This is a genomic window from Ligilactobacillus pabuli (genome assembly GCF_022836475.1).
In the GTDB taxonomy this organism is placed as follows: domain Bacteria; phylum Bacillota; class Bacilli; order Lactobacillales; family Lactobacillaceae; genus Ligilactobacillus; species Ligilactobacillus pabuli.
Window position 1 is genome coordinate 110,451 of record NZ_BQXH01000002.1, and the last position, 24,822, is coordinate 135,272.

At 44.8% G+C, this 24,822-nt stretch carries 21 protein-coding genes and 1 other annotated feature; of the genes, 1 reads left to right on the forward strand and 20 read right to left on the reverse strand.

The features are described 5' to 3' along the window. Positions 1–287: 287 nt before the first annotated feature. From LPAF129_RS01510 to LPAF129_RS01575, 14 genes are all read right to left on the reverse strand, one after another. Entirely contained in the window at positions 288–500 is a 213-nt protein-coding gene (locus LPAF129_RS01510; protein WP_244054319.1) for a hypothetical protein, read from the reverse strand. A 345-nt stretch (positions 501–845) separates the two neighbouring features. Continuing rightward, complete coding sequence (rlmD, locus tag LPAF129_RS01515) at positions 846–2,216, reverse strand: 23S rRNA (uracil(1939)-C(5))-methyltransferase RlmD (RefSeq protein ID WP_244054321.1); 1,371 nt, start codon at positions 2,214–2,216, stop codon at positions 846–848. A 655-nt stretch (positions 2,217–2,871) separates the two neighbouring features. Continuing rightward, positions 2,872–3,873 (reverse strand): diacylglycerol kinase, encoded by a 1,002-nt coding sequence (locus LPAF129_RS01520; RefSeq protein ID WP_244054471.1) that lies wholly within the window; start codon positions 3,871–3,873, stop codon positions 2,872–2,874. A gap of 48 nt (positions 3,874–3,921) precedes the next feature. Beyond that, positions 3,922–5,355 (reverse strand): Asp-tRNA(Asn)/Glu-tRNA(Gln) amidotransferase subunit GatB, encoded by a 1,434-nt coding sequence (gene gatB, locus LPAF129_RS01525; RefSeq protein ID WP_244054323.1) that lies wholly within the window; start codon positions 5,353–5,355, stop codon positions 3,922–3,924. Next, entirely contained in the window at positions 5,355–6,818 is a 1,464-nt protein-coding gene (gatA, locus tag LPAF129_RS01530) for an Asp-tRNA(Asn)/Glu-tRNA(Gln) amidotransferase subunit GatA (protein WP_244054325.1), read from the reverse strand. The genes gatB and gatA overlap by 1 nt, the downstream gene beginning before the upstream one ends. Before the next feature lie 3 nt (positions 6,819–6,821). Continuing rightward, positions 6,822–7,124: an Asp-tRNA(Asn)/Glu-tRNA(Gln) amidotransferase subunit GatC gene (gene gatC / locus LPAF129_RS01535; protein ID WP_244054327.1), complete on the reverse strand. Its 303-nt coding sequence runs from the start codon at positions 7,122–7,124 to the stop codon at positions 6,822–6,824. A 663-nt stretch (positions 7,125–7,787) separates the two neighbouring features. Continuing rightward, positions 7,788–8,951: a CamS family sex pheromone protein gene (locus LPAF129_RS01540; RefSeq protein WP_244054329.1), complete on the reverse strand. Its 1,164-nt coding sequence runs from the start codon at positions 8,949–8,951 to the stop codon at positions 7,788–7,790. Then, positions 8,948–10,963, reverse strand: a complete 2,016-nt coding sequence (gene ligA / locus LPAF129_RS01545; protein ID WP_244054331.1) for an NAD-dependent DNA ligase LigA — start codon at positions 10,961–10,963, stop codon at positions 8,948–8,950. The genes LPAF129_RS01540 and ligA overlap by 4 nt, the downstream gene beginning before the upstream one ends. Positions 10,964–11,107: 144 nt before the next feature. After that, a complete protein-coding gene (gene pcrA / locus LPAF129_RS01550; protein ID WP_373875022.1) occupies positions 11,108–13,336 on the reverse strand; it encodes a DNA helicase PcrA in 2,229 nt (742 codons plus the stop codon). Between the two features lie 287 nt (positions 13,337–13,623). Continuing rightward, positions 13,624–14,787 carry an ATP-grasp domain-containing protein gene (locus tag LPAF129_RS01555; RefSeq protein WP_244054335.1) on the reverse strand — a complete coding sequence of 388 codons (1,164 nt, stop codon included), beginning with the start codon at positions 14,785–14,787 and terminating at the stop codon, positions 13,624–13,626. 446 nt (positions 14,788–15,233) lie between these two features. Next, a complete protein-coding gene (locus tag LPAF129_RS01560; RefSeq protein WP_244054337.1) occupies positions 15,234–15,809 on the reverse strand; it encodes a xanthine phosphoribosyltransferase in 576 nt (191 codons plus the stop codon). A 130-nt stretch (positions 15,810–15,939) separates the two neighbouring features. After that, the gene (locus LPAF129_RS01565; RefSeq protein ID WP_244054339.1) at positions 15,940–16,620 is read right to left on the reverse strand and encodes a glycoside hydrolase family 73 protein; all 681 of its coding nucleotides are present in this window, start codon (positions 16,618–16,620) and stop codon (positions 15,940–15,942) included. A 5-nt stretch (positions 16,621–16,625) separates the two neighbouring features. After that, a complete protein-coding gene (locus LPAF129_RS01570; RefSeq protein WP_244054341.1) occupies positions 16,626–17,216 on the reverse strand; it encodes an ECF transporter S component in 591 nt (196 codons plus the stop codon). A gap of 279 nt (positions 17,217–17,495) precedes the next feature. Continuing rightward, positions 17,496–17,921, reverse strand: coding sequence for a MarR family winged helix-turn-helix transcriptional regulator (locus LPAF129_RS01575; RefSeq protein WP_244054344.1), 426 nt, complete (start codon positions 17,919–17,921; stop codon positions 17,496–17,498). A gap of 537 nt (positions 17,922–18,458) precedes the next feature. Here LPAF129_RS01575 and LPAF129_RS01580 point away from each other — a divergent pair. Beyond that, the gene (locus LPAF129_RS01580) at positions 18,459–18,761 is read left to right on the forward strand and encodes a DUF454 family protein (protein ID WP_244054346.1); all 303 of its coding nucleotides are present in this window, start codon (positions 18,459–18,461) and stop codon (positions 18,759–18,761) included. 65 nt (positions 18,762–18,826) lie between these two features. On the opposite strand, the gene LPAF129_RS01585 is transcribed toward LPAF129_RS01580, so the two are convergent. The 6 genes from LPAF129_RS01585 to nusG form a co-directional block, all read right to left on the reverse strand. Then, complete coding sequence (locus tag LPAF129_RS01585; protein WP_244054348.1) at positions 18,827–20,902, reverse strand: DNA topoisomerase III; 2,076 nt, start codon at positions 20,900–20,902, stop codon at positions 18,827–18,829. A gap of 740 nt (positions 20,903–21,642) precedes the next feature. After that, positions 21,643–22,011 (reverse strand): 50S ribosomal protein L7/L12, encoded by a 369-nt coding sequence (gene rplL, locus LPAF129_RS01590; protein WP_244054350.1) that lies wholly within the window; start codon positions 22,009–22,011, stop codon positions 21,643–21,645. Between the two features lie 46 nt (positions 22,012–22,057). Continuing rightward, positions 22,058–22,561: a 50S ribosomal protein L10 gene (rplJ, locus tag LPAF129_RS01595; RefSeq protein WP_244054352.1), complete on the reverse strand. Its 504-nt coding sequence runs from the start codon at positions 22,559–22,561 to the stop codon at positions 22,058–22,060. A gap of 31 nt (positions 22,562–22,592) precedes the next feature. After that, positions 22,593–22,711, reverse strand: a sequence feature (ribosomal protein L10 leader region). A 68-nt stretch (positions 22,712–22,779) separates the two neighbouring features. Further along, positions 22,780–23,469 (reverse strand): 50S ribosomal protein L1, encoded by a 690-nt coding sequence (gene rplA / locus LPAF129_RS01600; RefSeq protein ID WP_244054354.1) that lies wholly within the window; start codon positions 23,467–23,469, stop codon positions 22,780–22,782. Between the two features lie 96 nt (positions 23,470–23,565). After that, the gene (gene rplK / locus LPAF129_RS01605; RefSeq protein ID WP_244054356.1) at positions 23,566–23,991 is read right to left on the reverse strand and encodes a 50S ribosomal protein L11; all 426 of its coding nucleotides are present in this window, start codon (positions 23,989–23,991) and stop codon (positions 23,566–23,568) included. A gap of 179 nt (positions 23,992–24,170) precedes the next feature. After that, entirely contained in the window at positions 24,171–24,722 is a 552-nt protein-coding gene (nusG, locus tag LPAF129_RS01610) for a transcription termination/antitermination protein NusG (protein WP_244054358.1), read from the reverse strand. Positions 24,723–24,822 lie beyond the last annotated feature (100 nt).

Sequence of the window (24,822 nt, forward strand, 5' to 3'; positions counted from 1 at the left end):
CTCATTTGGCTAATTTGTTTTTGATTTGGATATAGTCGAACTTTAAAAGCTATCGGAGCCATTGATTTCACCATCTTTTCCTTAGCATAGCACTTTATTAGTTTAAAACAATGTGTAGTTTTAAGTAGCGTACAGTGTACGCTACGGCTATCCATCCCCCGACTAAAGTCAGGGGTATTTCGCCAAAAGCATCAATAAATACTCAAAAAAGCAGAAATCTCCTTGATTGAAAGATTCCTGCTTTTTATGTGACAAGAGATAGGGAAATCGACGTTTGCAGTTTGAGTTTACATCCGCTGTTTTTGGGAAACAACGGTCGTATCTAGCTTTGCGGTCGTTGTTTTGAAGAAACGACGGTTGCATTTGAATTTGCAGTCGCTGTTTTTGGGAAACGACGGTCGTATTTGAATTTGCGGTCGCTGTTTTAAGGAAACGACGGTCGCATTTGAATTTGCGGTCGCTGTTTTAGGGAAACGACGATTGTATCTGCTTTTGCTCATGTTATTTTCCTGAAAGAGGTGACGCTATCGCAATTGACACCTCTACTTTTACAAACTTGGGGCGGCAATCTTAATTGCTCACCCTGTTTTCTCAAACTTGGGGGAGCTTTCCCATTTGCTCACCCTGTTTTCCCAAACTTGGGGGAGCTTTCTCATTTGCTCACCCTGTTTTCCCAAACTTGGGGGAGCTTTCTCATTTGCTCACCCTGTTTTCTCAAACTTGGGGGAGCTTTCCCATTTGCTTACCCTGTTTTCTCAAACTTGGGAGAGCTATCACGCAAAAAAACTGCCACTCTCATACACTGAAAGCAGCAGTTCTTCATTTTTAGTTAGTGACCTACAAATTTAGTCTCGTTCTAAGACTGCAATTGTTTCCACGTGAGTTGTTTGTGGGAATTGGTCAAATGGTTCCAATGGTTGTTTGACAGAGTATCCCTGTTCACCAAAACGTTCAATGTCACGCACCAAAGTAGCTGGGTTGCAGCTGACATAGACGATTTTTTGCGGTGCAGCTGTAGCAGCGGCTTCAATGAATTCGGCTGCGAGGCCCTTGCGTGGTGGATCAACAACGATCACATCCGGTTTGATACCGGCAGCGGCCCATTTTTTCATTGCGTCTTCAGCACTGGCAACTTCAAATGTTAAGTTTTCCAAGTGGTTCAGGCGAGCATTTTGCTTAGCATCTTCAATCGCAGCTGGGACGATTTCCACCCCGTAGACCTGCTTAGCGGCTTGGGCCAGGCTCAATGAAATTGTCCCGATCCCACAGTAAGCATCGATCACAGTTTCTTCACCGGTCAAACCTGCTAGTTCAACGGCCCGGGCATACAGTTTTTCAGTTTGGACTGGGTTGACCTGGTAGAAGGATTGTGCCGAAATATCGAAAGTTAAACCGTTTAATTGGTCTTGAATATAGTTGCGGCCACGCAAAACTTTGCTGGTCTTTCCTAAGATCACGTTCGTTTTTTCAGTGTTGATGTTTTGCATCACACTGATCACGTCTGGACAAGCTTTTTGGATGTCCGCAGAAATTTCTGCCGCACCCATGAGCTTCTTAGTCTTAGTAACTAACACGACCATCACTTCGCCGGTATAATGACCGCGACGGACCATGACATTTCGGATCACACCTGAGTGTTTTTCTTCTTTATAGGCAGGCACCTTGTATTTCCGTAAGATGTCACGCACAGCAATAATCACTTCGTCGATCCGTGGATCTTGGATATAGTAATCTTCCAACGGAATAAAGTTGTGACTGCCACGACGGAAGAAGCCAGTCGTTAGCTTGCCATGCCATTCGCGGGCTGGGACCTGGGCCTTATTGCGGTAGTGGTATGGTTCTTCCATGCCAACTGTGTCAGCAACTTCGAGGTCTGACAAGTGGGCCTTTTGTAAAAGGTCGACCACTAACTTACGCTTATACTTCAATTGAGCCGGGTAAGCCCAGTGTTGTAAGGGAGTGATCCCCGTTTGGACGAGTTCCTTCTTACCAGCAGAGACCCGGTCAGGACTAGTTGTCAGGTATTCGAGCGCCTTGGCAAAGCCGTAGTTCTTATCAGCTTTCAAGACGTGGAGTTTAACTTCTTCACCAGGTAGAGCCCCTGCAACAAACAAGGGATAACCCTCGACTTTAGCGACACCCATCCCCTGATAAGTCAGGTCAGAAATTGTCGCAACTAATTCGTCATTTTTTTTGACTGGTGTATTTTTCTTCATTTTATGCTCCTTAATTTGCATCTGTAACGAAAGTACTTCTTGGCAAGTGTACAAGACTCACGCCCCACTTGCAAGGGCGCAGTACTATTATTTAGCTTTTTTTGTGAAACAAGCAGGTTGGCTCACTGTGCTGCAAGCCGTTTTTTCGACTGAAAGTTGGAACTTTTGACGGAGATTCAGACGTACTTAAAGTGCTCGGGAACTAATCGCTTTGCTCCGCCCTGTGTTTTCTAGTCGGGCTACTCAAAGCAGCTCCTTCCGTCTATCCAAGTCCACCTCTAATGCCAAAACCGCATTAAAGGCGGGCTCCGATAGTGCTCGGGAGCTAACCACTTTGCTCCGCCCTGTGTTTTCTTAGTCGGGTTACTTGAAACAGAAAGCTCCGCTCATCCAAGCCTGGCCTTCAATGCCGAAACCACATTAAAGGTCAAACTCCGATGATGCTCACTTTCTCCCGTTTCACTCCACCCTGTGTTTCTTAGTCGGGCTACTTGAGGCAAGAGACTCCGCTCATCCAGCTAAACCAGAACATCACTGAAAAGCGTGATTTTCTGGTCTAGCCCGATAATGCTCATCTCTTAACCGCCTCAATCCGCCCTGTGTTTTTGCCATTAAAAATGACCGTAACCCACAAGCTACGGTCATCTGTTAAACACTAATCTTTTTGGTCTGGAATTTTTTCCATTTCATGGACAAAGCGGTCCCTGACATCTCGTTCCAAAGCCGTTTCAGCTGTGATTGCTGAATCGGGGATCTCGTCGGTGTTGGCACACATTTCAATGTGCTGCTTGTGATCGATAAAGGTCATCGGTGCGTCGCCGCCGTATTCGCCGTCGACGTTGATCATCATCTGTTTATCGTCGGCACTCGCCACGATCTTAGACGTTTTCACGTAGATAATTCGCGGATCATCAACGTGCTTCCCACCGTTAAAGACCTTACGGATCAACTGCAGAATTTCCACGAGATTGGCTGTTTTCACAATGATCAAGGTAAATTTACCATCATCAAGTGAAGCATCCGGTACAATTTGTTCAAAACCGCCGACTGAATTAGTCAACGCCACAAAAAACATCGAAGCTTGGTCATCAAAGACGCCATCGTCATACTCGATGTGCATCTTGACTGGCTTGATCCGGGGCAAAAGTTCGGCACCCTTGACCAGATAAGCCAAGTAGCCAAACTGTGACTTCAATTCAGATGGGACTGAATACGTTAGCGTCGACAATAAGCCGCCCGCCGCAATATTCACGAAATAGTTATCATTTGCTTGACCAATGTCCATCTTGACCGTTTGGCCCTTCGCAATGACTTGCGCCGCTGCTAGTGGATCTTCACGAGGAATCTTCAAAGCGCGAGCATAATCATTGGTCGTTCCAGCTGGAATGATTCCCATCTTTGGTCGCTGGTCTAATGGTGCGATACCATTGACGACCTCATTGATCGTCCCATCGCCGCCCGCTGCGATCAACAGGTCAAAGCCGTCTAAGGCCGCCCGTTTCGCCTCGTTTTGGGCAGAATTTTTTTCAGCAGTCGTCGCAAAGGCACTAGTCTCATAACCAGCATTTTCCATAATATCCAAAATGCCGATCAAGTCTTTTTTCATTGCCTCGCGACCAGAAGTAGGGTTATAAATTACACGACAACGTTTTTTCATCATTATATCTTTCTCTCTAGGAAAACCGCCTACGCGAACCGCTTTCCCTTACCTTTCTTTCAAACTAGCCATCAAGAGCTGGTTGACCACTTTCGGGTTAGCCTTACCACGAGTTTGCTTCATGATATTTCCGACTAAGAAGCCGACCGCTCTATCCTTACCATTCTTAAAGTCTTCAATTGACTTTTCATTATTATCCAAAACTTCGTCAATAATTGGTTGTAAGACTGCAGGATCAGATAATTGGACCATGCCCTTTTCTTCGACCCAAGCTTTAGGGTCAGTGTCATTGGCAACGATCTGCTTGAAGACTTTCTTGGCAATCTTGCTAGAAATTGTTTCGTCTTGGATCAAGCCGATCATTTGTGCCAAATGTTCTGGTGTCAAAGCTAATTCAGCCAATTCTTGTTTCTTGTCGTTCATATAGGCACTCACTTCACCCATCAACCAGTTAGCGGCTAATTTAGGATCAGCGCCTGCAGCGACAGTTGCTTCAAAGAAGTCTGACATTTCCATCGTCTGTGTCAAAACATTGGCGTCATATTCTGTGACACCCCATTGTTCAACGTAACGTTGACGACGATCTTCTGGCATTTCAGGAATGGAATCTTGGACTTCTTTGATCCAGTCATCTGAAATGTGGATCGGCGGCAAATCAGGTTCTGGGAAGTAACGATAATCGCTCTTACCTTCCTTGACCCGCATCAAGACTGTTTCACCAGTATTAACGTCAAACCGGCGAGTTTCTTGTTGGATCGAGCCGCCAGCCCGGATCACATTTTCCTGGCGTTTTTCTTCAAATTTCAAACCTGAACGCACATGTTCGAAAGAGTTCAAGTTCTTCATTTCCGTCTTAGTCCCGTATTGCTCTGAACCAATTGGGCGAACAGAAATGTTAACGTCGACACGCATGGAACCTTCTTCCATCTTCACGTCAGAAACGCCCGTAAATTGAATGACTTGACGTAACTTTTTCAAATAAGCATAAGCTTCATCTGCAGAAGCAATATCTGGTTTTGAGACGATTTCAATCAAAGGTGTCCCCTGACGGTTCAAATCAACGTATGAATAACCATCGGGATCATGGGTGTTTTTCCCGGCATCTTCTTCGACGTGCATTTCTTCGATCCCAATTTTCTTAGTTGAACCATCTTCTAGTTCAACTTCCAAGTAACCTTCCCGACCAATTGGAGTTTGTGCCTGAGTGATCTGGTAGGCCTTTGGATTATCTGGGTAGAAGTAGTTTTTCCGGTCAAAGTGGATATCTTTAGTAATTTGGCAGTTTAAAGCTAAGGCAGCTCGCATACCGTATTCTAACGCACCCTGGTTGACTTCGGGCAAAACACCCGGATAGCCCCAGTCAAGGACGTTAGTATTCGTATTTGGTTCTGAACCATATTGGACTGGTGCCGGAGAAAATGCTTTAGACTTAGTCTTCATTTCAATATGGACTTCCAGCCCAATCGTTGTTTCAAAGTTCATTAATTTTCTCCTCCAATCGTTGGTACGGCTTGATGAAAGTCAGTTGCTTGTTCAAAGGCGTAGCCGGCACGATACATTGTTTCTTCACCAAATTGTGGTGCGATCAATTGCATCCCGATCGGCATTCCGTTTGAAAAGCCAGCTGGCAAGGACATCCCTGGCAAACCAGCTAAGTTAACTGGAATGGTGAGGATATCGTTCATATACATTTTAACTGGATCATTGATCTCAGCACCAATATCAAAGGCCGTTGAAGTCGTTGTTGGGCTCAAAATCAAGTCATAGTTGGCAAAGACATCAGCGAAATCGCGACAGATCAACGTCCGGACCTGGGCAGCCTTCTTGAAGTAAGCATCGTAAGTTCCGGCAGATAAGGAGAACGTCCCCAACATGATCCGGCGCTTCACTTCGTCACCAAAGCCTTCAGAACGTGAACGAACGTAGACGTCTTCCAAGTTCTTCACATCTTCAGCCCGGAAACCGTAACGGATCCCATCGTAACGTTGTAAGTTAGATGAAGCTTCAGACGAAGCAATGATGTAATAAACTGGCACACCGTATTTACTATGTGGCAAAGAAACTTCTTCCACTGTTGCACCTAATTTTTCAAAGGTCTTAGCAGCGTTCAAGATTGCTTCTTTAACTTCAGGGTCGACCCCTTGTTCCAAGTATTCTGTTGGCAAACCGATCCGCATGCCCTTGATATCACCATCTAATTTAGCAGTGAAATCAGGCACTTCGCGTTCGGAAGAAGTAAAGTCATGTTTGTCATGTCCTGCAATAGCACTTAACAACAAGGCGTTATCCTTCACTGAACGAGTCATTGGTCCCACCTGATCTAAGGAAGAACCAAAGGCGATCACGCCGTAACGAGAAACACGGCCATAAGTTGGCTTAACGCCGACGATCCCGTTAAAGGCAGCCGGCTGACGAATTGAACCACCAGTATCAGTGCCCAAAGCAGCTAATAATTGACCTGAGGCCACTGCGGCTGCGGGACCACCGGAAGAACCGCCGGGAACTTTAGTCTGGTCCCAGGCATTCTTCGTGATCTTAAAGGCAGAGTTTTCGTTAGAACCGCCCATCGCAAATTCATCCAAGTTCAGCTTACCCACATTGATCATCCGCGCAGCATTCAGCTTGTTCATGACAGTTGCGTTGTAAATTGGTTCAAAGTTTTCCAGGATCTTGCTGGCAGCCGTCGTCTTCAAACCCTTGGTAATAATATTATCTTTAATACCGACTGGGATACCTGCTAGTTTTTCAGCATCAGTTATGCCTGCTTGGTCGACCTGCGCAGCAGCGGCTACAGCTGCTTCTTCATTTAAAGTCAGGAAAGACTCAATTTTTTGGTCCCGGGCCTTGATCTGTTTGAAAGTTTCTGCCGTTAATTCTGCGGCACTAAAATCATGCTTGACCAAACCGTTATGGATCGAAGTTAGATCATTTTTAAAGTAATCCATTAGTTAAGCTTCCTCACTTTCATCAATAATTGCGGGAACCTTGATCAGCCCGCGGTCCTTTTGTGGGACGTTTTTCATTAATTCTTCACGGTCAGTTCCTGGAACTGCAACGTCTTTTCGCATGACGTTTTTAGCTTCGGCGACTGTTGATGTTACTGGCACACCAGTTGTATCAACTTCGCTCAGCTGTTGGACCATGGTAATAATATCATCCATTTGACCGGCAAACATTTGCAGTTCATCAGCAGTGAATTCGAGCTTCGCTAACTGGGCAACGTGCTTGACTTCATCGGCGGTAATTGCCATTTTGTTTCCCTCTTTCTCTTCATTTCGATTTTATGGTTTTTAGTCGGGTTCCGTGAAACAAAAGATTCCGCTGATCTTGCCCCAACCTTCAATGCCTAAAGTACATTAAAGACCAGGTCACGATAATGCTCATCTCTTAAGCGTTTCGCTCCACCCTGTGTTTTTTCACATTAACACTAGCTATTTTAGCATATTTTCAGAAAGGTTTAACCCTATAATCACTAAAAACTAGCCAATCAATGGCTAGTTTTTGAGTGTAGCTGCAAATTGGTGCAGGTCCTGGCATTTTTTTGCCTGACTTGTAACCAGTCACGAACCAACTGGCTATTACTTTGCCTGTCTTGTAACCAGTCTCAAGCCAACTGGCTATTACTTTGCCTGTCTTGTAACCAGTCTCAAGCCAACTGGCTATTACTTTGCCTGACTTGTAACCAGTCTCAGGCCAACTGGCTATTACTTCGCCTGACTTGTAACCAGTCTCAAGCCAACTGGCTATTACTTTGCCTGACTTGTAACCAGTCTCAAGTCAACTGGGTATTACTTCACCTGACTTGTAACCAGTCTCAAGTCAACTGGCTATTACTTTGCCTGACTTGTAACCAGTCTCAAACCAACTGGGTACTACTTCGCCTGACTTGTAACCAGTCAGACCTGCTTTTTTGCTTAATAACTGTTAAAGACGTGGGAGTAGAAGTCGCCCTTACCGTCTTCACGTGAAAGGAACGACTGCACGGTCCCATCCGCACTCTTGATCGTGACATCGATTGGGATCCCAGTTGGCAAATAAGTCCGTGCCGCCTGAGCGACATACTGGGTGAAACTCATGATTTCTGTCTGACTGTAGAACTGCGTTGTAATGTTGACTTTCATTCCCTGCAAGGTCTTGTTTTTATACTGACCCTGTGCCGTGACACCGGCAAGGTTCGGGAAGAAGTTCTTGATCTTATTTTGGAAACCTTCAAATGAGGTTTCGTCGTTATCATTTGGCACCGACTTAGTTGCTGTGGCCGGGAAAGTATAACTGGCTAAATTAGTATCCGTCCAGTTACTGATCTCATTGCCGCTCTTCGAAACCGCAGTCGCGTAGAAAGATCCACCAACTAAGCTGTCATTAGGTGCCTGCTCAAACATCGCAATCAAGATTGGGGTGTCGTTGCTGACGCCCTTTTCCTTGCGCAAGCGCGATAAAATCTTCGCGGCGGTAATTCTACCCTGTTTGACCATTTCTTCTTTAGAAATATCAGAAATGTAGGTTGCTCCGTACTGTTCTTTTTGGTAATAATCCTTCCGATTCATCCCGATCCCAATCGTCAAACCGCCTAAGCTTAACTTACCGTTGTGATCATTCATGTAATCTTGTTCTTCAATTTGTTGGACATACATTGGGTTACGTTCGTCGGCTTCTTTTTTACCATTATCCGCCGGATTCAGCCCCGTTGGATTATCCTTAGAAACACGGTCCAACCAGTTTTCAACGGTGTCTCGTCCTAACAATTGGCCTTCTTGGAAAACGTATTTCTTAGGCGAAAATTGTTTCTTCGATAAGGTCGTTAAGCCGGACTCAAAACTTTGCAAGTTCATGATCTTATCGGCTTCCTGGGTAATACCTACCCCACGCGCCTTACTCGTTTGATACTTGCCATCCCGGATCACCCCTTGATAATCAGTGTCCGTCGTTTTACCAGTAGTTTGGTAACCCGTTTTTGAAGTCGTGTCCGTCGTCTTCGCCGTATTGCCCCGCGTGCCAGTCGTCGAAGAATTCGAACAAGCGGCTAATAAGACCAGCGACATAACCAAACTAATGCATAATGTCAGCTGTTTTTTCATTGTTCTGCCTCCATTTTCTGGGTAAACTGAGCTTCATCCATAACGGGTGTGCCCAACTCTTGCGCCTTCGTTAATTTGCTGCCAGCATCGTGACCGGCAATTAAGAGGGTCGTTTTTTTCGAAACACTACCAGTCACCTTCGCGCCATGGGCTTGCAACCATTTTTTAGCTGTTGCCCGACTCAAAGTATCAAGTGTCCCGGTCAAAACCACCGTTTGTCCGTTAAACTCGCTGCCCTGAGCCTCTTCTTCCACCTGACTGGCTGTTTTACCCAAATATTCCATGTTAACGTCTTGTTTCTTTAATTCCGTAATTAGCTCATGAACTTCCGCGGTTGCAAAGTATTTGACCAAACTTTCTGCGATCACACCGCCGATAGAATCGATCTGCTCGATTTCTTCGACTGGAGCCGCAGCGATCGCGTCCAAACTGCCAAAGTGCTGGGCTAAAATCCGGGCTGCCTTGGCACCGACGTGTCGAATCCCCAAACCAAACAAGAGGTGTTCAACCGAGTTTTGCTTGCTGGCTGCGATCGCCGTTAACAAATTAGTCGCAGACTTCTCTTTGACTTTGTCCAGCTGTAAAAGCTCCTCTTTAGTCAAGGAATACAAGGAAGCCACATCGCTGATCAAGTTCAAGCTAAACATCTGTGCGATGATTGCCTTACCCAGGCCGCGAATGTCCATCGCATTTCTAGAAGCAAAGTGGATCACACTTTCTTTCAGTAGTGCCGGGCACTTCGGATTCACGCACCGTAAAGCCACTTCATCATCTAAATGGACTAACTCTGCCCCACACTCTGGACAGGCCGTTGGGATCACATAGACGCTGGAATCAGCGGGACGTTTGTCCAAAACGACCTCAGAAATTTCCGGAATAATGTCGCCAGCCTTGTGTAGCTTGACCGTATCTAACAAACGCAGCCCTTTTTCAACCACGTAGTCCGGATTGTGCAAGGAAGCCCGACTAACTGTCGAACCCGCCAACTGGACTGGATCCATGACTGCAGTCGGAGTAACGACCCCGGTCCGCCCGACGGTCCACTCAATTTCTCGTAAGACCGTTTCTTGTTCATCTGGCGGGAATTTGTAGGCGATCGCCCACCGCGGTACTTTGACTGTATTTCCCAGGTCCTGTTGCACCGTAAATGGATCAGCTTTTAAGACGATCCCATCGATCTCATAGGCTAAATCTGCCCGAGAATCCTGGTAGTCGTCAATGTATTGGTCGACTTCTTCCATGCTGGTAGCCAAACGAGAATCCGTATTAGTCTTAAAGCCCCACTTGCGCATTTGTTGCAGTGCCTGGCTTTGTGATGTCACGCCAAACTTTTCAGGTTCCATCAGGTAGTAGATAAAGGTACTCAAATTCCGCGCTGCTGTCACCTTAGAATTCAGCTGACGCAAGGAGCCCGCCGCTGCATTCCGCGGGTTCGCAAAGACCGCTAAGCCCTGTTCTTCACGCGCTTCATTCAGCTTCACAAACGAGCTTTTCGGCATATAACATTCACCACGAACTTCCACTGAAACTGGTTCACTTAAGCGCAGCGGGATCGCATTGATCGTCTTTAGGTTTTGCGTAATATCTTCACCGATCGTCCCATTGCCGCGAGTCGAGCCTTTGACAAAAACTCCATCCTCGTAAGTTAACGAAATGGCCAAACCATCGATCTTTAATTCACAGTTAAACGGCACTTGTTCCCCGACATTCTTGTGCAAGCGTTCGATAAACTCCTGCAATTCTGCCTTAGAAAAGACGTCACCCAACGATAACATCGGTGTCTCGTGCGTTACTTTTTCAAAGCCGGCTAAGATCTGTCCGCCCACCCGTTGCGTTGGTGAATCGGGCGTGATCACTGCCGGATTTTTTGCTTCTAATTCTTGGAGCTGACGGTAAGTTTGGTCATAGACTGCGTCTTCCACGCTAGGTTGGTCTAAAACGTAATACTCACGCCCCCACTGATTTAATTTCTGCCGTAATTGTGCGGCGAGTTCTGCCTCCTTGGCGGCCATCGTTTCTCCTCCTTGATCACATTGTCTGGGCAGGTCAAAGCACTTGGTGTCGCCTCACCCGCCAGTCAATTTTGCTGATAATCATTTTACCGCACTTAGCCGAAGTTTTTGGTCAAGTGCGGTATTTTTAAGCAAAGTTTAGAACTAACGCTTTGTAATTGGTGCAAAGGACGCCAACAGACGCTTGATACCTTGTGAATCAAAGGCGATATCCAGCTCGGTATCCTCACCGCTACCGGTCACTTTGACCACAGTTCCTTCACCCCAAGCTTTATGGAAGGCCTTATCGCCCACCTGCCAGCTCTTCTTTTCGGCTCCCGTTGTCGCTTGTTTCGTGACTGTTCCTGGAGCACTGACCGCCGCTTTTTTGTATGGATTTATCTGTCTAGCGGTTTGACGGTTGCCGAAGACTGAAGAAGCGCGCTGCTCATTGTCTGTTTCCAATAAGTCATCCGTAATTTCACCGATAAAGCGTGAAGCTGCGTTCGTTTGCTTCCGGCCGTACAACATCCGGGAAAAAGCGTTCGTCAAATACAGTTCTTGTTGTGCCCGCGTAATACCGACGTAGGCCAGGCGACGCTCTTCTTCCAGTTCATCATCGTCTGTCATTGACCGTGACAACGGGAAGATACCCTCTTCCATCCCAATCAAAAAGACAACTGGAAATTCAAGTCCCTTAGCGGCATGCAAGGTCATCATGGTGACTTCATTTTGTTCCTCATCCACGCTGTCTTGGTCTGAGACCAGTGACAATTCCGCCAAGAAATCAACGAATGGATCTTGGTGCTCCTCGTCTTCTTCCCAGGAAGAATCGTACTGCTGCGTCACAGTCAGAAACTCATCCAAGTTTTCCAAACGGCTCTCGTTTTCGAGCGAGTTCGTCTTCTTTAAAGCTTGGCGGTAACCAGAACGGTCCAAGAGCGTTTCCGCTAATTCAGTCACGGTCGCAGTCTGTTCCATCTCATGCATCTCACGCATCATGTGGCCAAATTGTTCCAACTGCTTGGCAGCTTTTCCCGTAATGTTAGTCATCACAACATTTTCGGCAGCTTCTAACAAACTCAAGCCATTCATCGCCGCAAAATTATTCAACTTATCTAAGCTGGCTTGACCGATCCCCCGTTTAGGTTCGTTCACGATCCGCGTAAAGCTCATGGAATCTTGCGGGTTAGTTGCCAAACGCAAGTAAGCCAAGATATCCAAAATTTCTTTACGGTCGTAGAAACGGTGCGCCCCGACGATTTTATACGGAATGTTAGTCTTCACAAATGTTTCTTCCATCACACGTGACTGGGCATTGGTCCGGTACAAAACGGCAAAATCATTATAGCTTTTACCCTGTTCGCGAATCGCCTGCTGGATATTTTTGACAACATAGTAAGCTTCATCATTGGCGTTCATGCCCCGGTAATAATGGATCTTATCGCCGGTCTGATTTTCCGTCCACAAAGTTTTAACTTTCCGGTTCGAGTTATTTGCGATCACCGCATTGGCTGCGTCCAAGATCGTCTTAGTTGAGCGGTAGTTTTGTTCCAATTTCACGACTTTGGCGTCTGGATAATCTTTTTCAAAGTTCATGATATTTTCCATGTTCGCGCCACGCCAGCCGTAAATACTCTGGTCGGCATCCCCGACAACACAGAGGTTCCGGTAACCTGCCGCGAGCATCCCGACCAAGCGGTACTGTGCTTCGTTGGTATCCTGGTATTCATCGACGTGAATATATTGGAACTTCCGTTGGTAATATTCCAGAGTCTCTTTGTCCTCAGTAAACAAGACGATCGTTTGCATGATCAAGTCATCAAAGTCCATCGCCGAGTCTTTGCGCAGTTCTGCCTGGTACATTTCATAAGCCTGAGCCGTGATCTGTTCAACTGGTCCTTCGGCATTTTTCTTGTAGTCATCAACTGTCAACAAGTCGTTTTTTGCATTAGAAATATTGCTTAAAATCATCCGTGGATCGTAACGTTTGGTATCAACATTCAAATCCGCCAAGATGTGCTTCATCAACGTGCGTTGTTCGCTCGGGCTAGCGATCGTAAAGGACCGGCTAAAGCCAATCTTTTCAGCCTCACGCCGTAAGATCCGCACACACAGGGCATGGAAAGTTGACACCCAAATAGCGGACGCATCTTCGCCTAACAACTGGTCGACCCGTTCGCGCATTTCGCGGGCAGCCTTATTGGTAAAGGTAATTGCCAAAACGTGCCACGGTAAAATACCTTTTTCTTGAATCAAGTAGGCGACCCGGTGTGTCAGAACACGGGTCTTACCACTGCCTGCACCTGCCATGATCAAGAGCGGTCCTTCGGTGGCTTGAACTGCTTCAGCTTGTTTATCGTTCATCTTGTCTAGTAGGTTTTTTTGAACCAAATTATTCAATCCTCTCTAAATCTTCAATCTGTTTTATTATATCACAGCCACCCCCACGGGTCAGTGACTGGGCCCCGCTTTTTACCGAAAATCCTGCGAGTTGGTCAGGGTGATTTACGGAATGATGCTACTGGCTGACCTTGTTTGAGCGGAAAGCAGTGGCGCTCTTAAGATTGCCGGCACTACTTTTTCAAACTTAGGGCAGCTAGCGCGTAAAAAAACTGTCGCTCCCCAATGATAGAAAACGACAGTTCCTAGTTTTAATTTTAGTCAGGACTTCACTGCAGCTAATCTTTGGGCAGCTCTTCTGCCGGTTTCTTAGCTTCTTGGTCCCAAATCCCCGTAGCATCCAGTTGTTCCTTAGCTGCATAGCCATCGTCGGCCGGCACGATCACGTAACCAACTTTCGACTGCGGCTGCATTGAGGCCGGATAACGGAAGAAGTGGTAAAACCAGTTATCCTTCAAGACCCACTGCGTTTTAATGGCGGGATAGTCTTCTGGCGTCACCATGCCAAGGGCCGCCTTTTGAATCACTTGCGGAGTGACTAACGGCATGCCAACTGCAACTCTAATCTGTTGTTCTTCCAAGGAAACATTGCTGATCTTCTGGTAAAGGTAGCCGGATTCATGCATGGCTGGCACGACCCGTTTGACATAAATCGCTTGGGCTGGTGTGACGAAAAAGGCAATTTCCAAGACACCGACATAGTTCAAGTTATCCCCGATCTGTGCCGCAATTTTTTTAATTTCTTGCCAAATGGGTGCAGGTACGTCGGCTGGCCCCACCACCTGTGCTAAGCGATGTTCCTGGTAGTAGGTCTCTAGTGGTGCCATAAAAGTCAAGGTCCCATCTTGTTGCCGGAAGAGGAACACCGAAACTTCTCGTTCATACGGGATCCATGATTCCAAAATGAAAGTTCCCTGCTCGACCAATTCCCCACATTTGGCAATATCAGATTGTTTGCGTAAGACCAATTGCCGGTGCATAAAGCCCTTTTGAATCGGCTTTAACACACAAGGAAAACCAATTGATGAAATCGACTGATAAATGTCATCCAAGCTAACAACTGTGGCGTAGGGTGCAATATTCACATTCATTTGTTCAAAGAAGACACGCTCTAACAAACGGTCCTGCATTAACTCAAGCGCCTCGCTGCCCTGGGGCACACTGGTAAAACGCTCAATAAATTTCACAGCTTCAGAACTGACCTGTTCAGACTCATAAATTACCAAATCACATCTTTCAGCAAATTCCTGCAGCTGGACTTGGTCGTTGCCGCGACCGACAATGCCTAGGTCAGCCGCCTGGAGCGTTGGACTTTCAGCATTTGAACCGTACGCTACTGTTTTGAAACCCATTTGTTTGGCTTGGTGCAATAATTCGATACCATTTGGACTATTACCGATCACACCGAGGGTACTTTCTGGAAATATGACTTTCTCTGCCACTCTAATTCACTACTTTCCGTTTCTCAATATTACATCTTAATTAACAGGATACCATACTTAACGAGTTCTAGTCTGAGTTTCCGCTGATTCTTTACCGAAAATCAGGAAATTTTTTAGTTAATTTTAATTACACAGAAAAAGCCACCCTTCTAACTGAAAGATGGCTGCTTGAAACAGATAACGAGTTGATCCGCCCTGTTATTTAGTCGAACTCCTAAACTCAGAAGATTCCGTCTAATCAGAAAGGACCTTCAATGCCCAAAACGCATTAAAGATCCTTTCCCATTAGTACTCATCTTCTAAGCGAGTTGATCCGCTCTGTTATTTAGTCGAGCTGCTTGAAACAGAAAGTTCCGCCTATCCAAACCTGGGGTCAATGCCTAAATCGCATTAACTCCCAGGTCCCGATAGTGCTCGCTTTCTAACCGTTTCACTCCGCTCTGTTATTATTCTTTAACAAAATGAACTGTGTCATCTTCAAAAGAAGCGATCCGCGCTAATGATTCGACCCGGACACCCTGTTCACGCAACATTGCGCCCCCAGTTTGGAAGGCCTTTTCAATCACGATCCCTGCTCCTTCAACGTGTGCTTGAGCTTGACGACAAATTTCTAACAAACCAGAAACTGCCTGACCATTTGCCAAAAAATCATCAATGATCAAAACGTTATCTGTCGGTAATAAAAACTTTTGGTCTACGGAAATTTTGTTAGTTACTTTTTTAGTATATGAATAAACATCTGCCGTATACAATGAATTGTTCATGGTTGAACTCTTTGTTTTACGCGCGAACAATACTGGCACATGCAAAGCCAAGCCAGTCATGATTGCTGGTGCGATCCCTGATGATTCGACCGTCAAGATCCGAGTAATATTGTTATCCCGGAATAAGTGGGCGAATTCTTGGCCAACTGTATTCATTAATTCAGGATCGATCTGATGGTTTAAAAAAGAATTAACCTTCAATACGTTACCTGGCAACACCAATCCATCTTCTTTGATCCGTTCTTCTAATAGTTTCACTACAAAAATTTCCTCCTCATATTTATTTCTTTATTTTTGACTAACTAACTAATATAGTCAAGAATAGCACATCCCTGACTAGACAACAACATTCGGTTTTTACTGAAAAAGCCTGCCTCTTTCACCAAAATCAGTCATACTGGTCCAAATGGTACTCTTGAATCAGGTCGATCAATTTTTGTGCATAGCCTGGATCAGTCGCATACCCTTTTGCTTGTAAAGCTTGGGCAGCTTGTTGATAGTTAGCCGCTGCAAGTACTGCCTGATAGTGGCTAGCGTCCCAACCAGTCCCATTAACGAACAATTGAGTATGCGCCGCAATTGATTCATCGTAACTGGCGTAAGAAGCAAAACGTGCCTTGACCGTGATCCACTGACCGTTAACATACTCTTTCGTCGTCAGCAGTGGACTATTTGGCTGGTCACTCTTAATTCCAAACAAGTTATGGTAACGCGCAGACAACTCACTTTGACCCCAGTTCGACTCTAATGCCGCCTGTGCCAAAGTAATGCTGGCAAAGACATGGTATTGCCGCTGCTGCTTTTGTGCGCTGGGCACCAGCTGTTTGATAAAGTCAGTCTTAGTCTGTTGCGGCGACTCGCGTTCGATGCGCGCAGGTTCCTGTCGTTGGTCGATCCACTTGATCGTTTGGACTGAGATCAACGTTACCAACAAGACAATTAAAATCAAGTCTGGCAACTTGACGCCGCGTCGCTTGGACGTCCGTCGTTTCGCCGGTCTTTTTCTAGCTGTTGACTGCGTTTTTGTCGTAGATTTAGTTTTACGAGTAGTTTGCTTCTTTTGTGCCAATCAGATCATCTCTTCTTCCCCCGGCTCAATAATGGTTTGGCGATCAAAGGTGAAACTAACGCGCCAATTATTGCTTCGGGAATGCCATTAGTAGCCACGACCCCTAACAGGTATGGGAATAATGCTTCCAGGTCGATTTGATAAAGTATTTGTGACTGTCCGCGATAAAACAAGTAAATTTGTCCCAAAACTAACAGAGTATTGGTCAACGATCCCAACAACCCCGCTATGCTTAAAGCCCAGTATTGTGACGAACCTTTGTGTGCCAACCAGCGAAAAGTATAGCCCGCCACAACGCCAATCAAGATCCGCGGTAAAACTGAAACAAGCGGATTAATAAACACAATTGTCGCTAACGGACTAGTCGGCCAGACAAATGCCCGGACAAAGGTAATTAGTCCCCAAATACCGCCGACGATCCCGCCACCGCCTGGTCCTAAAACCAAGGCAGCAACGATAACTGTGACGTGAATAATTGTTAAATTAAGCGGCCCAATTGGGATATAGCCCAATAAGGGAATAAAATTTTGCAGAATGATGATTGCAGTAAACAGTGCGTACAACACCCACCGATAGGTCTGGTTATGTTTAGTCACTTGATTTACCTCCGTTTAAATACAGTAATTTTAAAGTCCACTGAAAATTGTTAATCGTTCAATAATCATTGAATTTAATTATAGCATATTCATTTCTGAGCGGAACGACTAATCTAAAAAATAGTGCAAAACAGTTCCTGAGCACTCTCCTAGTTTTTTGACGTTGAGAGCTGTTGCGAAGCTAAGCTGCAAGGCCGAGCAACTTCAAAAGCAGATTTTCTAACAAAAAACGACCGCACTTTGGCAGTCGTTTGTAGTAACTTTGATTATTCTAAGTTGTTACAGGTCTTCGTGCACCAGTTCCACTGCTTGCCCCAAAACCCGCTTAAAAATCGCAAAATCACGCGGCTCGATCTCATCTTCTAAGCGTCGTTGCAAGTTTTCCCAGAACTCTTGGTTATTGTTGAGACTTGAAGTATATTTTTCAGTCGTTGCTAAATGAGTTACCCGGTGATCGGCAGGGTCGATTCGCTTATCGATCAAGCCCAAGTTGATCAGTTTCTTGATGTGGTAGTTAGTATTTGGCGTCGACTGCCCCAAGAGCCGGGAAATCTTACCAATTGTTGGCTGCCTTAACTGGTAAATTGCTTCCAAATAGTAGACATCGATTGCACCCAGTTTGGCTGATTCAGACGAATTATATTGCTGGTTAGTTAATTGTAGGATCTGTGATAAATCTGTCATTAATTTTTGTAAAGAACTCATTGTGAAACCCCCATTGTATAATTGATACCCCTAATCTGCGAAGATTAATTGACTTCAAACTATATTATTTACATATTACATTGTACGACATTTAGCACAGAACGCAAGAAAATTAGCTTGATTTTTTCAAATTAAATTTTTAAGACAGAATGTGAAATTCCGTAAGTTTCCCCCTTTAAGCGACAACAATAATTTTAAACTAATCGTTACTAAAATCATAATCTTGCCAAATTGCCTAGTTTGAAAGCCTTTTCCCTGAAAAAATTATTTTTTACGATTTCCCTGATTTTTCTTGGCCTAACACCTTAATTTTTTTAACTAAGTTCGCGCCAAAATTGAAATTAGTTATACTTTATTGCAACATAACTTTAAACTAACTTCCACCAAAAATAATTTTAGTCGACTGATTTAGCCAAGCAAGCCTTAAACAATTCTTATCACCTTGACTATATTCAAAACGCTTTCTTCGTGCTATAATCTTCTCAATCGCGTTTACTTTTAACGTGAATGAGTTTATTTTGCAGGAGGGATCAATGCATGCGCAACATTACTAAAATACTCTGGGGATTGCTGACGGTGGTCGCATTTGTCTTAGGGATCATCGGACTAGCGTTACCAGTCATGCCACAACTACCATTTTTGATCACCGGGTTTTTCGGTTTATCGAAGGTCTCTCCCCGTTTCCACCAGTGGGTCACTAACACTAAAATTTACCGAAAACTATTTGGCCATCTAACGAAATATTGTCAGGATAAAAAACAAGAATTCGAACAGCGTGGAGCAACTTGGTACCAAAACCTCTACCTGAAAATGATGATGGTCCTGATGATCAAAGATTAAAATCACACATAAAAACTGCGTCAGCCCCGACAAACTGTTGTCGTGAGCTGGCGCAGTTTATTTTTTTATTGGTCGGCCATCGCTTTTCGCAGCGCAGCGGCCAACGGACTTTCTGCTGGTTCTTCGTCCTGGTTGATTTTTTTCATCAACCGTTTTTCCTCATGCTTCGTCATCTTTTTATTCTTTTTCTTGCGGTCATTCGGCTTTTCTGTCGTACCATCATACTTGCACCGGAAGTACGTGCCGTTTTTCCCCTCAACCAACAACATCTTTCTGTGACACTGTGGACAACGGTGATTTGTGACCATCGCTTCTGCCCGCCGGTGATAGTCGCAGTCCGGATTAGTACATACCAGGAGCTTACCATTTCTAGTATTCTTTTCTTTGAGGAGTGACCCGCATTTCGGACACTTCTTGGCGGTAATCGAATGATCCTGATATTTCTGCTGACTGTTCTTGATTTCTTTAACTAGTTGAACAGTTTCCTCTTCAATTTCATGTAAGAAATTTTGGCTGTTGTACTTGCCCTGCGAAATAGCGGTCAACTGCTCTTCCCACTTGGCTGTCAAATCTGGACTTACTAAGGCTGGATTGACCAGTTTCAGCAGCTGCTTGCCCTTCGGCGTCACCCGCAAGTGGTTGCCTGTCCGTTCCATTAACTCAGTCTTCACCAGTTTTTCAATGATCTCAGCCCGAGTCGCTGGCGTTCCTAACCCATATTTTTCCATTTTTGCCAACAAACTTCCTTCATTTAACGGTGCTGGCGGAGTAGTTTGTTCCGCTGAAATTTTGAATTTTGGTGCGACCGTCTGTCCAACTTTCCAATCTTGTTGGGCAGTCTCTTTGACATGGCCGGCCTTCCAACCGGCTTCGACTACTTTTTGTTGGGTAAAAATAAAGGTCTCATTACCAAAAGCAACCGTCACCTTTTCTTGTTTAGTTTGGTACGGTTGGGCAAATAATCCGGCAAAACGGCTGGCGATCATGGTGTAGATCCGGTGCTCGTCTTGGGAGAGTTTGTCATAACGCGGCCGTTGTTCAGTTGGGATCAGCGCATGGTGATCTGTGACTTTGGCATCATTGAACACTTTTTTGACCGTGACTTGGCTGCCATTATGCAAATAATCTTTGGCAGCTGGGATCAAATTAGTGATTGCCTGCAAACGTTCTGCCATGGTTGCCTTCAGATCTGTACTCAAATATTTGCTGTCTGTCCGTGGATACGACACAATTTTGTGGACTTCGTACAAACTCTGCACAAGTGAGAGAGTCTTCTTGGCCGAGTAGCCAAACGCCTGGTTCGCTTCTCGCTGTAATTCAGTTAAATCATAGGGTAATGGTGCTGCTTGCGACTTATCTTTGTGTTCGACCGCAGTCACTTTCCCTTGTTGCTGGCTGAGGTCCTTGACCACGGCTTGAGCAGCTGCCTGATTTTTCAAAGCGAAGCGGTCTTTTTGTTGGCGTTGCGCTTGTTGACCGTTGACTTCCAAGTTTACCGTAAAATACTTTTGCGGCTTAAAATTGTTGATTTTTTGTTCCTGTTGATCAACCTGAGCCAACGTTGGTGTTTGCACCCGGCCAGCGGATAAATTATCATCGTACTTCACCGTTAATGCCCGGGTCACATTCAAACCGACCAGCCAGTCAGCTTTGGCACGAGAAAGCGCAGAATAATACAAATTGTCATATTCTTTGGCAGGTTTCAGTGCTTGGAAGCCGGCTTTAACAGCTTTAGTCGTTTGTGAAGAGATCCAGAGGCGTTTGACCGGCTTATTAAAGCGGACATATTGTAGGATCCAACGCGCCACTAATTCACCTTCACGTCCAGCATCAGTCGCGATCACGGCTTCACCGATATCTTTGCGCTTTGCCAAACTAGCAATCGTCTTCAACTGTCCTTGGGTCCGCGGTAACGGCTTAATACCAATTTTTTTCGGGAGCATCGGTAAGGTCGCTAACTGCCACTTGCCCCACTCTTTATTCAAATCTTCCGGCATCTGCAGGCCTAACAAGTGACCTAACGCCCAAGTAACTACGACCTTGTCGCCTTCAAAATAGTTTTTATGTTTCTGTGTTGCACCAAGAACTTTACTCAAGTCTCTGGCAACACTTGGCTTTTCTGCCAAAATTAACTGCTTCATTATTAATAACTTTCCTTTCAAATCCAAACTCATCTTATTGAGTGTAGCACATTTATTAGTTTAAAACGACCTTCGTCCATCGCGCAGCCCTATCCTAGCTGAATCTTGCAGCAGAGATTTGAGATAAACAACGGACGCATTCACTTTCGCAGTCGCTGTTTTGGGGAAACAACGGGCACATTCGCTTTTGCAGTCGCTGTTTTGGGAAAACAACGGTCGCATTCGCTTTTGCAGTCGCTGTTTTGGGGAAACAACGGACGCATTCACTTTCGCAGTCGCTGTTTAAAGGAAACGACGGGTACATTCACTTTTGTAGGCGCTGTTTTGGGAAAACAACGGGCACATTCACTTTTGCAGGCGCTGTTTTGGGGAAACAACGGGTACATTTACTTTTGCAGTCGCTGTTTTGGGGAAACAACGGGCACATTCACTTTTGCAGGCGCTGTTTTGGGGAAACAACGGTCGCATTCACTTTTGCAGTCGCTGTTTTGGGAAAACAACGGGCACATTTGCTTTTGCTTACACCATTTGGCCGATCCAGTGATGGCATTTCCAATTCATGGTCCTACTTCCCCAAAACAGGACCGGCTATCCCGATTCATGGTCCTACTTTTCCAAAACAGGACCGGCTATCTCTCTCGCCAGCAAGATCAGCCATCCCACACTCTCACAAAATTTTGCCCGAAAAAAAGACACCCCTCACAAGGAGAGATGTCTCTAAACATATTCTGAAAGAATAATTATTTAAGGTTAACTGTTGCGCCAACTTCTTCAAGTTTAGCTTTGATATCTTCGGCTTCGTCCTTAGATACGCCTTCCTTGATAACTGATGGGATGTTGTCAACCAAGCCCTTAGCGTCTTTCAAGCCAAGACCTGTGATGTCCTTAACAGCTTTGATTGTCTTAACCTTAGCTGAGCCTTCGCTAGCTAATTCAACATCAAATTCTGTTTGTTCTGCGGCAGCAGCGCCACCAGCAGCACCTGCAGCTGCAACTGGAGCAGCAGCTGAAACACCGAATTCTTCTTCGATAGCTGAAACTAAATCGTTTAATTCAAGAATGCTGGCTTCTTTAAGGTCAGCAATGATCTTTTCTGTATCTAATGCCATTTTGATTTCCTCCAAATTTTTTATCAAATGTATTTAAAGTGCAACTTTAAGCTGCATCTTCTTCTTTGCTGTCAGCAATAGCTTTAACAGCATAAGCGACGTTGCGAACTGGTGCTTGCAATACTGAAAGCAACATTGACAACATACCATCGCGGTCTGGTAACTTGGAAAGTGCAACAATTTCTTCGACGGAAGAAACTTTGCCTTCGATCATACCACCCTTGATTTCTAATGCATCATGGTCTTCAGCAAATTTTGCGATCACACGTGCAGGTGCAGCGACATCTTCGCCACCAAAAGCAACTGCAGTAGGACCAGAAAATACTTCGTCCAAGCCTTCATAACCTGACTTGTCAGCTGCACGCTTCAAGAACGTGTTTTTGATAACACGCATTTCTACGCCTTCTTCACGTAATTGCTTACGTAATTCAGTAACTTCTTCCACCGTCAAACCACGATAATCAGTGACAACGATTGATGAAGCAGCGTTGAATTTTTCAGCAACAGCATCAACAATTTCAGCTTTTTTGGCAATAACTTCTTTACTCACTTGATTCACCTCCCAGTCATTGTGTAGAACTTTTTTAAACAAAAAAGCTCCGTATCCACCAAGACACAGAGAGAGAATAATAAACATTACTCCTCGGCAGGATATTAAGGCTTGCGCCACCTGAGTCTTAGGTAGAATCATATAAAAAAATTGACCTCTATTAATGTATCATGTACACCAACAGAAGTCAACTTATTTTTTCAATTTAATTTTTAAAATTAAAGAGATGCTTTATCAAGTGTAACACTTGGGCCAAATGTTGATGCCAAGGAAATGTGTTGGATGTAAACACCCTTCACAGATGATGGACGAGCCTTTGTGATCACATCGTTGATTGTTTTGAAGTTACCTGCAATAGCGTCTTCGCTAAATGAAACTTTACCTAGCGGAACATGAACGTTACCGTCACGGTCAGTTCTATAAGTAACTTTACCAGCCTTAGATTCTGTAACGGCACGTTTAACGTCCATTGTTACAGTACCTGTCTTAGGGTTAGGCATTAAGCCTTTAGGTCCAAGAACACGGCCCAAACGACCAACTTGTGCCATCATGTCAGGTGTTGCGATTGCAACATCAAAGTCCAACCAGCCATCTTGGATCTGGCCAACTAAGTCATCGTCACCGACAACATCTGCACCAGCATCCTTTGCTTCTTGAGCTTTAGGGCCCTTAGCAAAAACGATCACTTTTTGGTCTTTACCTGTACCATTAGGTAGCACAATAGCGCCACGCAATTGTTGGTCTGCTTGCTTTGTATCAACGTTTAATTTGAAAGCTGCTTCGATACTTGCATCAAAGTTAGCAAAGTCAATTTTCTTAACCAAGCTAATTGCTTCGTCAAGGTTATATTCTTTGTTTGCTTCAACCTGTTTAGCGGCTTCTAAATACTTCTTACTTTTCTTTGCCATTTGTAAATTTTCCTCCTTGCAATATGTGGTCTATCGGATAAACCTCCCACTTGATACATTCGCTTTCGCAAAGTATCCGACCGGGAAGCATGGTAATTAGTCTTCGACAGTGAAGCCCATGCTTCGTGCAGTTCCTTCAATCATGCGCATAGCAGCTTCAACGTCTGCTGCGTTTAGATCTTGCATTTTTGTTTCGGCAATTTCTTTAACCTGTTCCTTAGTTACGCTAGCAACTTTGTTGGTGTTAGGTTCGCCGGAACCATGTTCAACTCCAGCAGCTTTCTTCAATAAAATAGCTGCAGGTGGAGTCTTTGTGATGAAGTCGAATGAACGATCTTCATAAACACTGATCACAACAGGAATGATCATGCCTGCTTGATCAGCAGTCCGAGCATTAAATTCCTTTGTGAAGCCCATGATGTTAATACCAGCTTGTCCCAATGCAGGACCAACTGGTGGTGCAGGAGTTGCTTTAGCAGCAGGAATCTGCAATTTAACAATGTTTGTTACTTTTTTTGCCACGGTGAATTCCTCCTTATGTTCCGTGTGTGGTACGGATGGCCTTAAAATTTGGCCTCCCACTCATATGCCAAAAGCATACCTATAAAATATAGCACGTCCCTAGTTGCTTTGCAAGCTGTTTTCACTGATTTTCATCAGCAAGTGTCGTCGACCGCCCAACAACTAGGTTATTTGCTAGTTTAAACTAACTTATCGACCTGATCAAAACTCAGTTCAGCCGCAGTTTCCCGGCCAAACATTTCAATATCAACGCGCAGCTTCATCTTTTCATTGTCGATTTCTGTGATCTTACCGACCATGCCAGAAAAGGCACCATCGATGATCTTCACTGAATCGCCAATTTCTGCGTCAAACTTAGTATGACGAGTGCTGAGCCCTAATTGATGCAAAATACTGTCGATTTCTTCATTCAACAGCGGAGCTGGCTTACTACCAGAACCGTGAGAACCAACGAAACCAGTTACACCAGGTGTGTTTCTGACAACATACCAAGCTTGGTCAGACATCACCATTTCAACTAACACGTAACCAGGGAAAGTTTTGAGTTTTTCAATTTTTTCCTTACCTGTCTTAGTTGTTTCGCGCTTTTCTTCTTCAGGAACTACCACACGGAAGATGTTGTTTTCCATCCCCATTGATTGTGCCCGGGATTCAAGGTTAGTTTTCACTTTATTTTCATATCCAGAATAAGTATGCAAAACATACCATTTCTTTTCAAGATTTTCAGCCATTGTTTCTAATGTCTCCTTTTATCTGTCAAACTTTACTTTTATCTTCAATTTTTCGCCAAAATAAAAAAACCTCGACATTGCGAAGTTTCCTTACCACCGT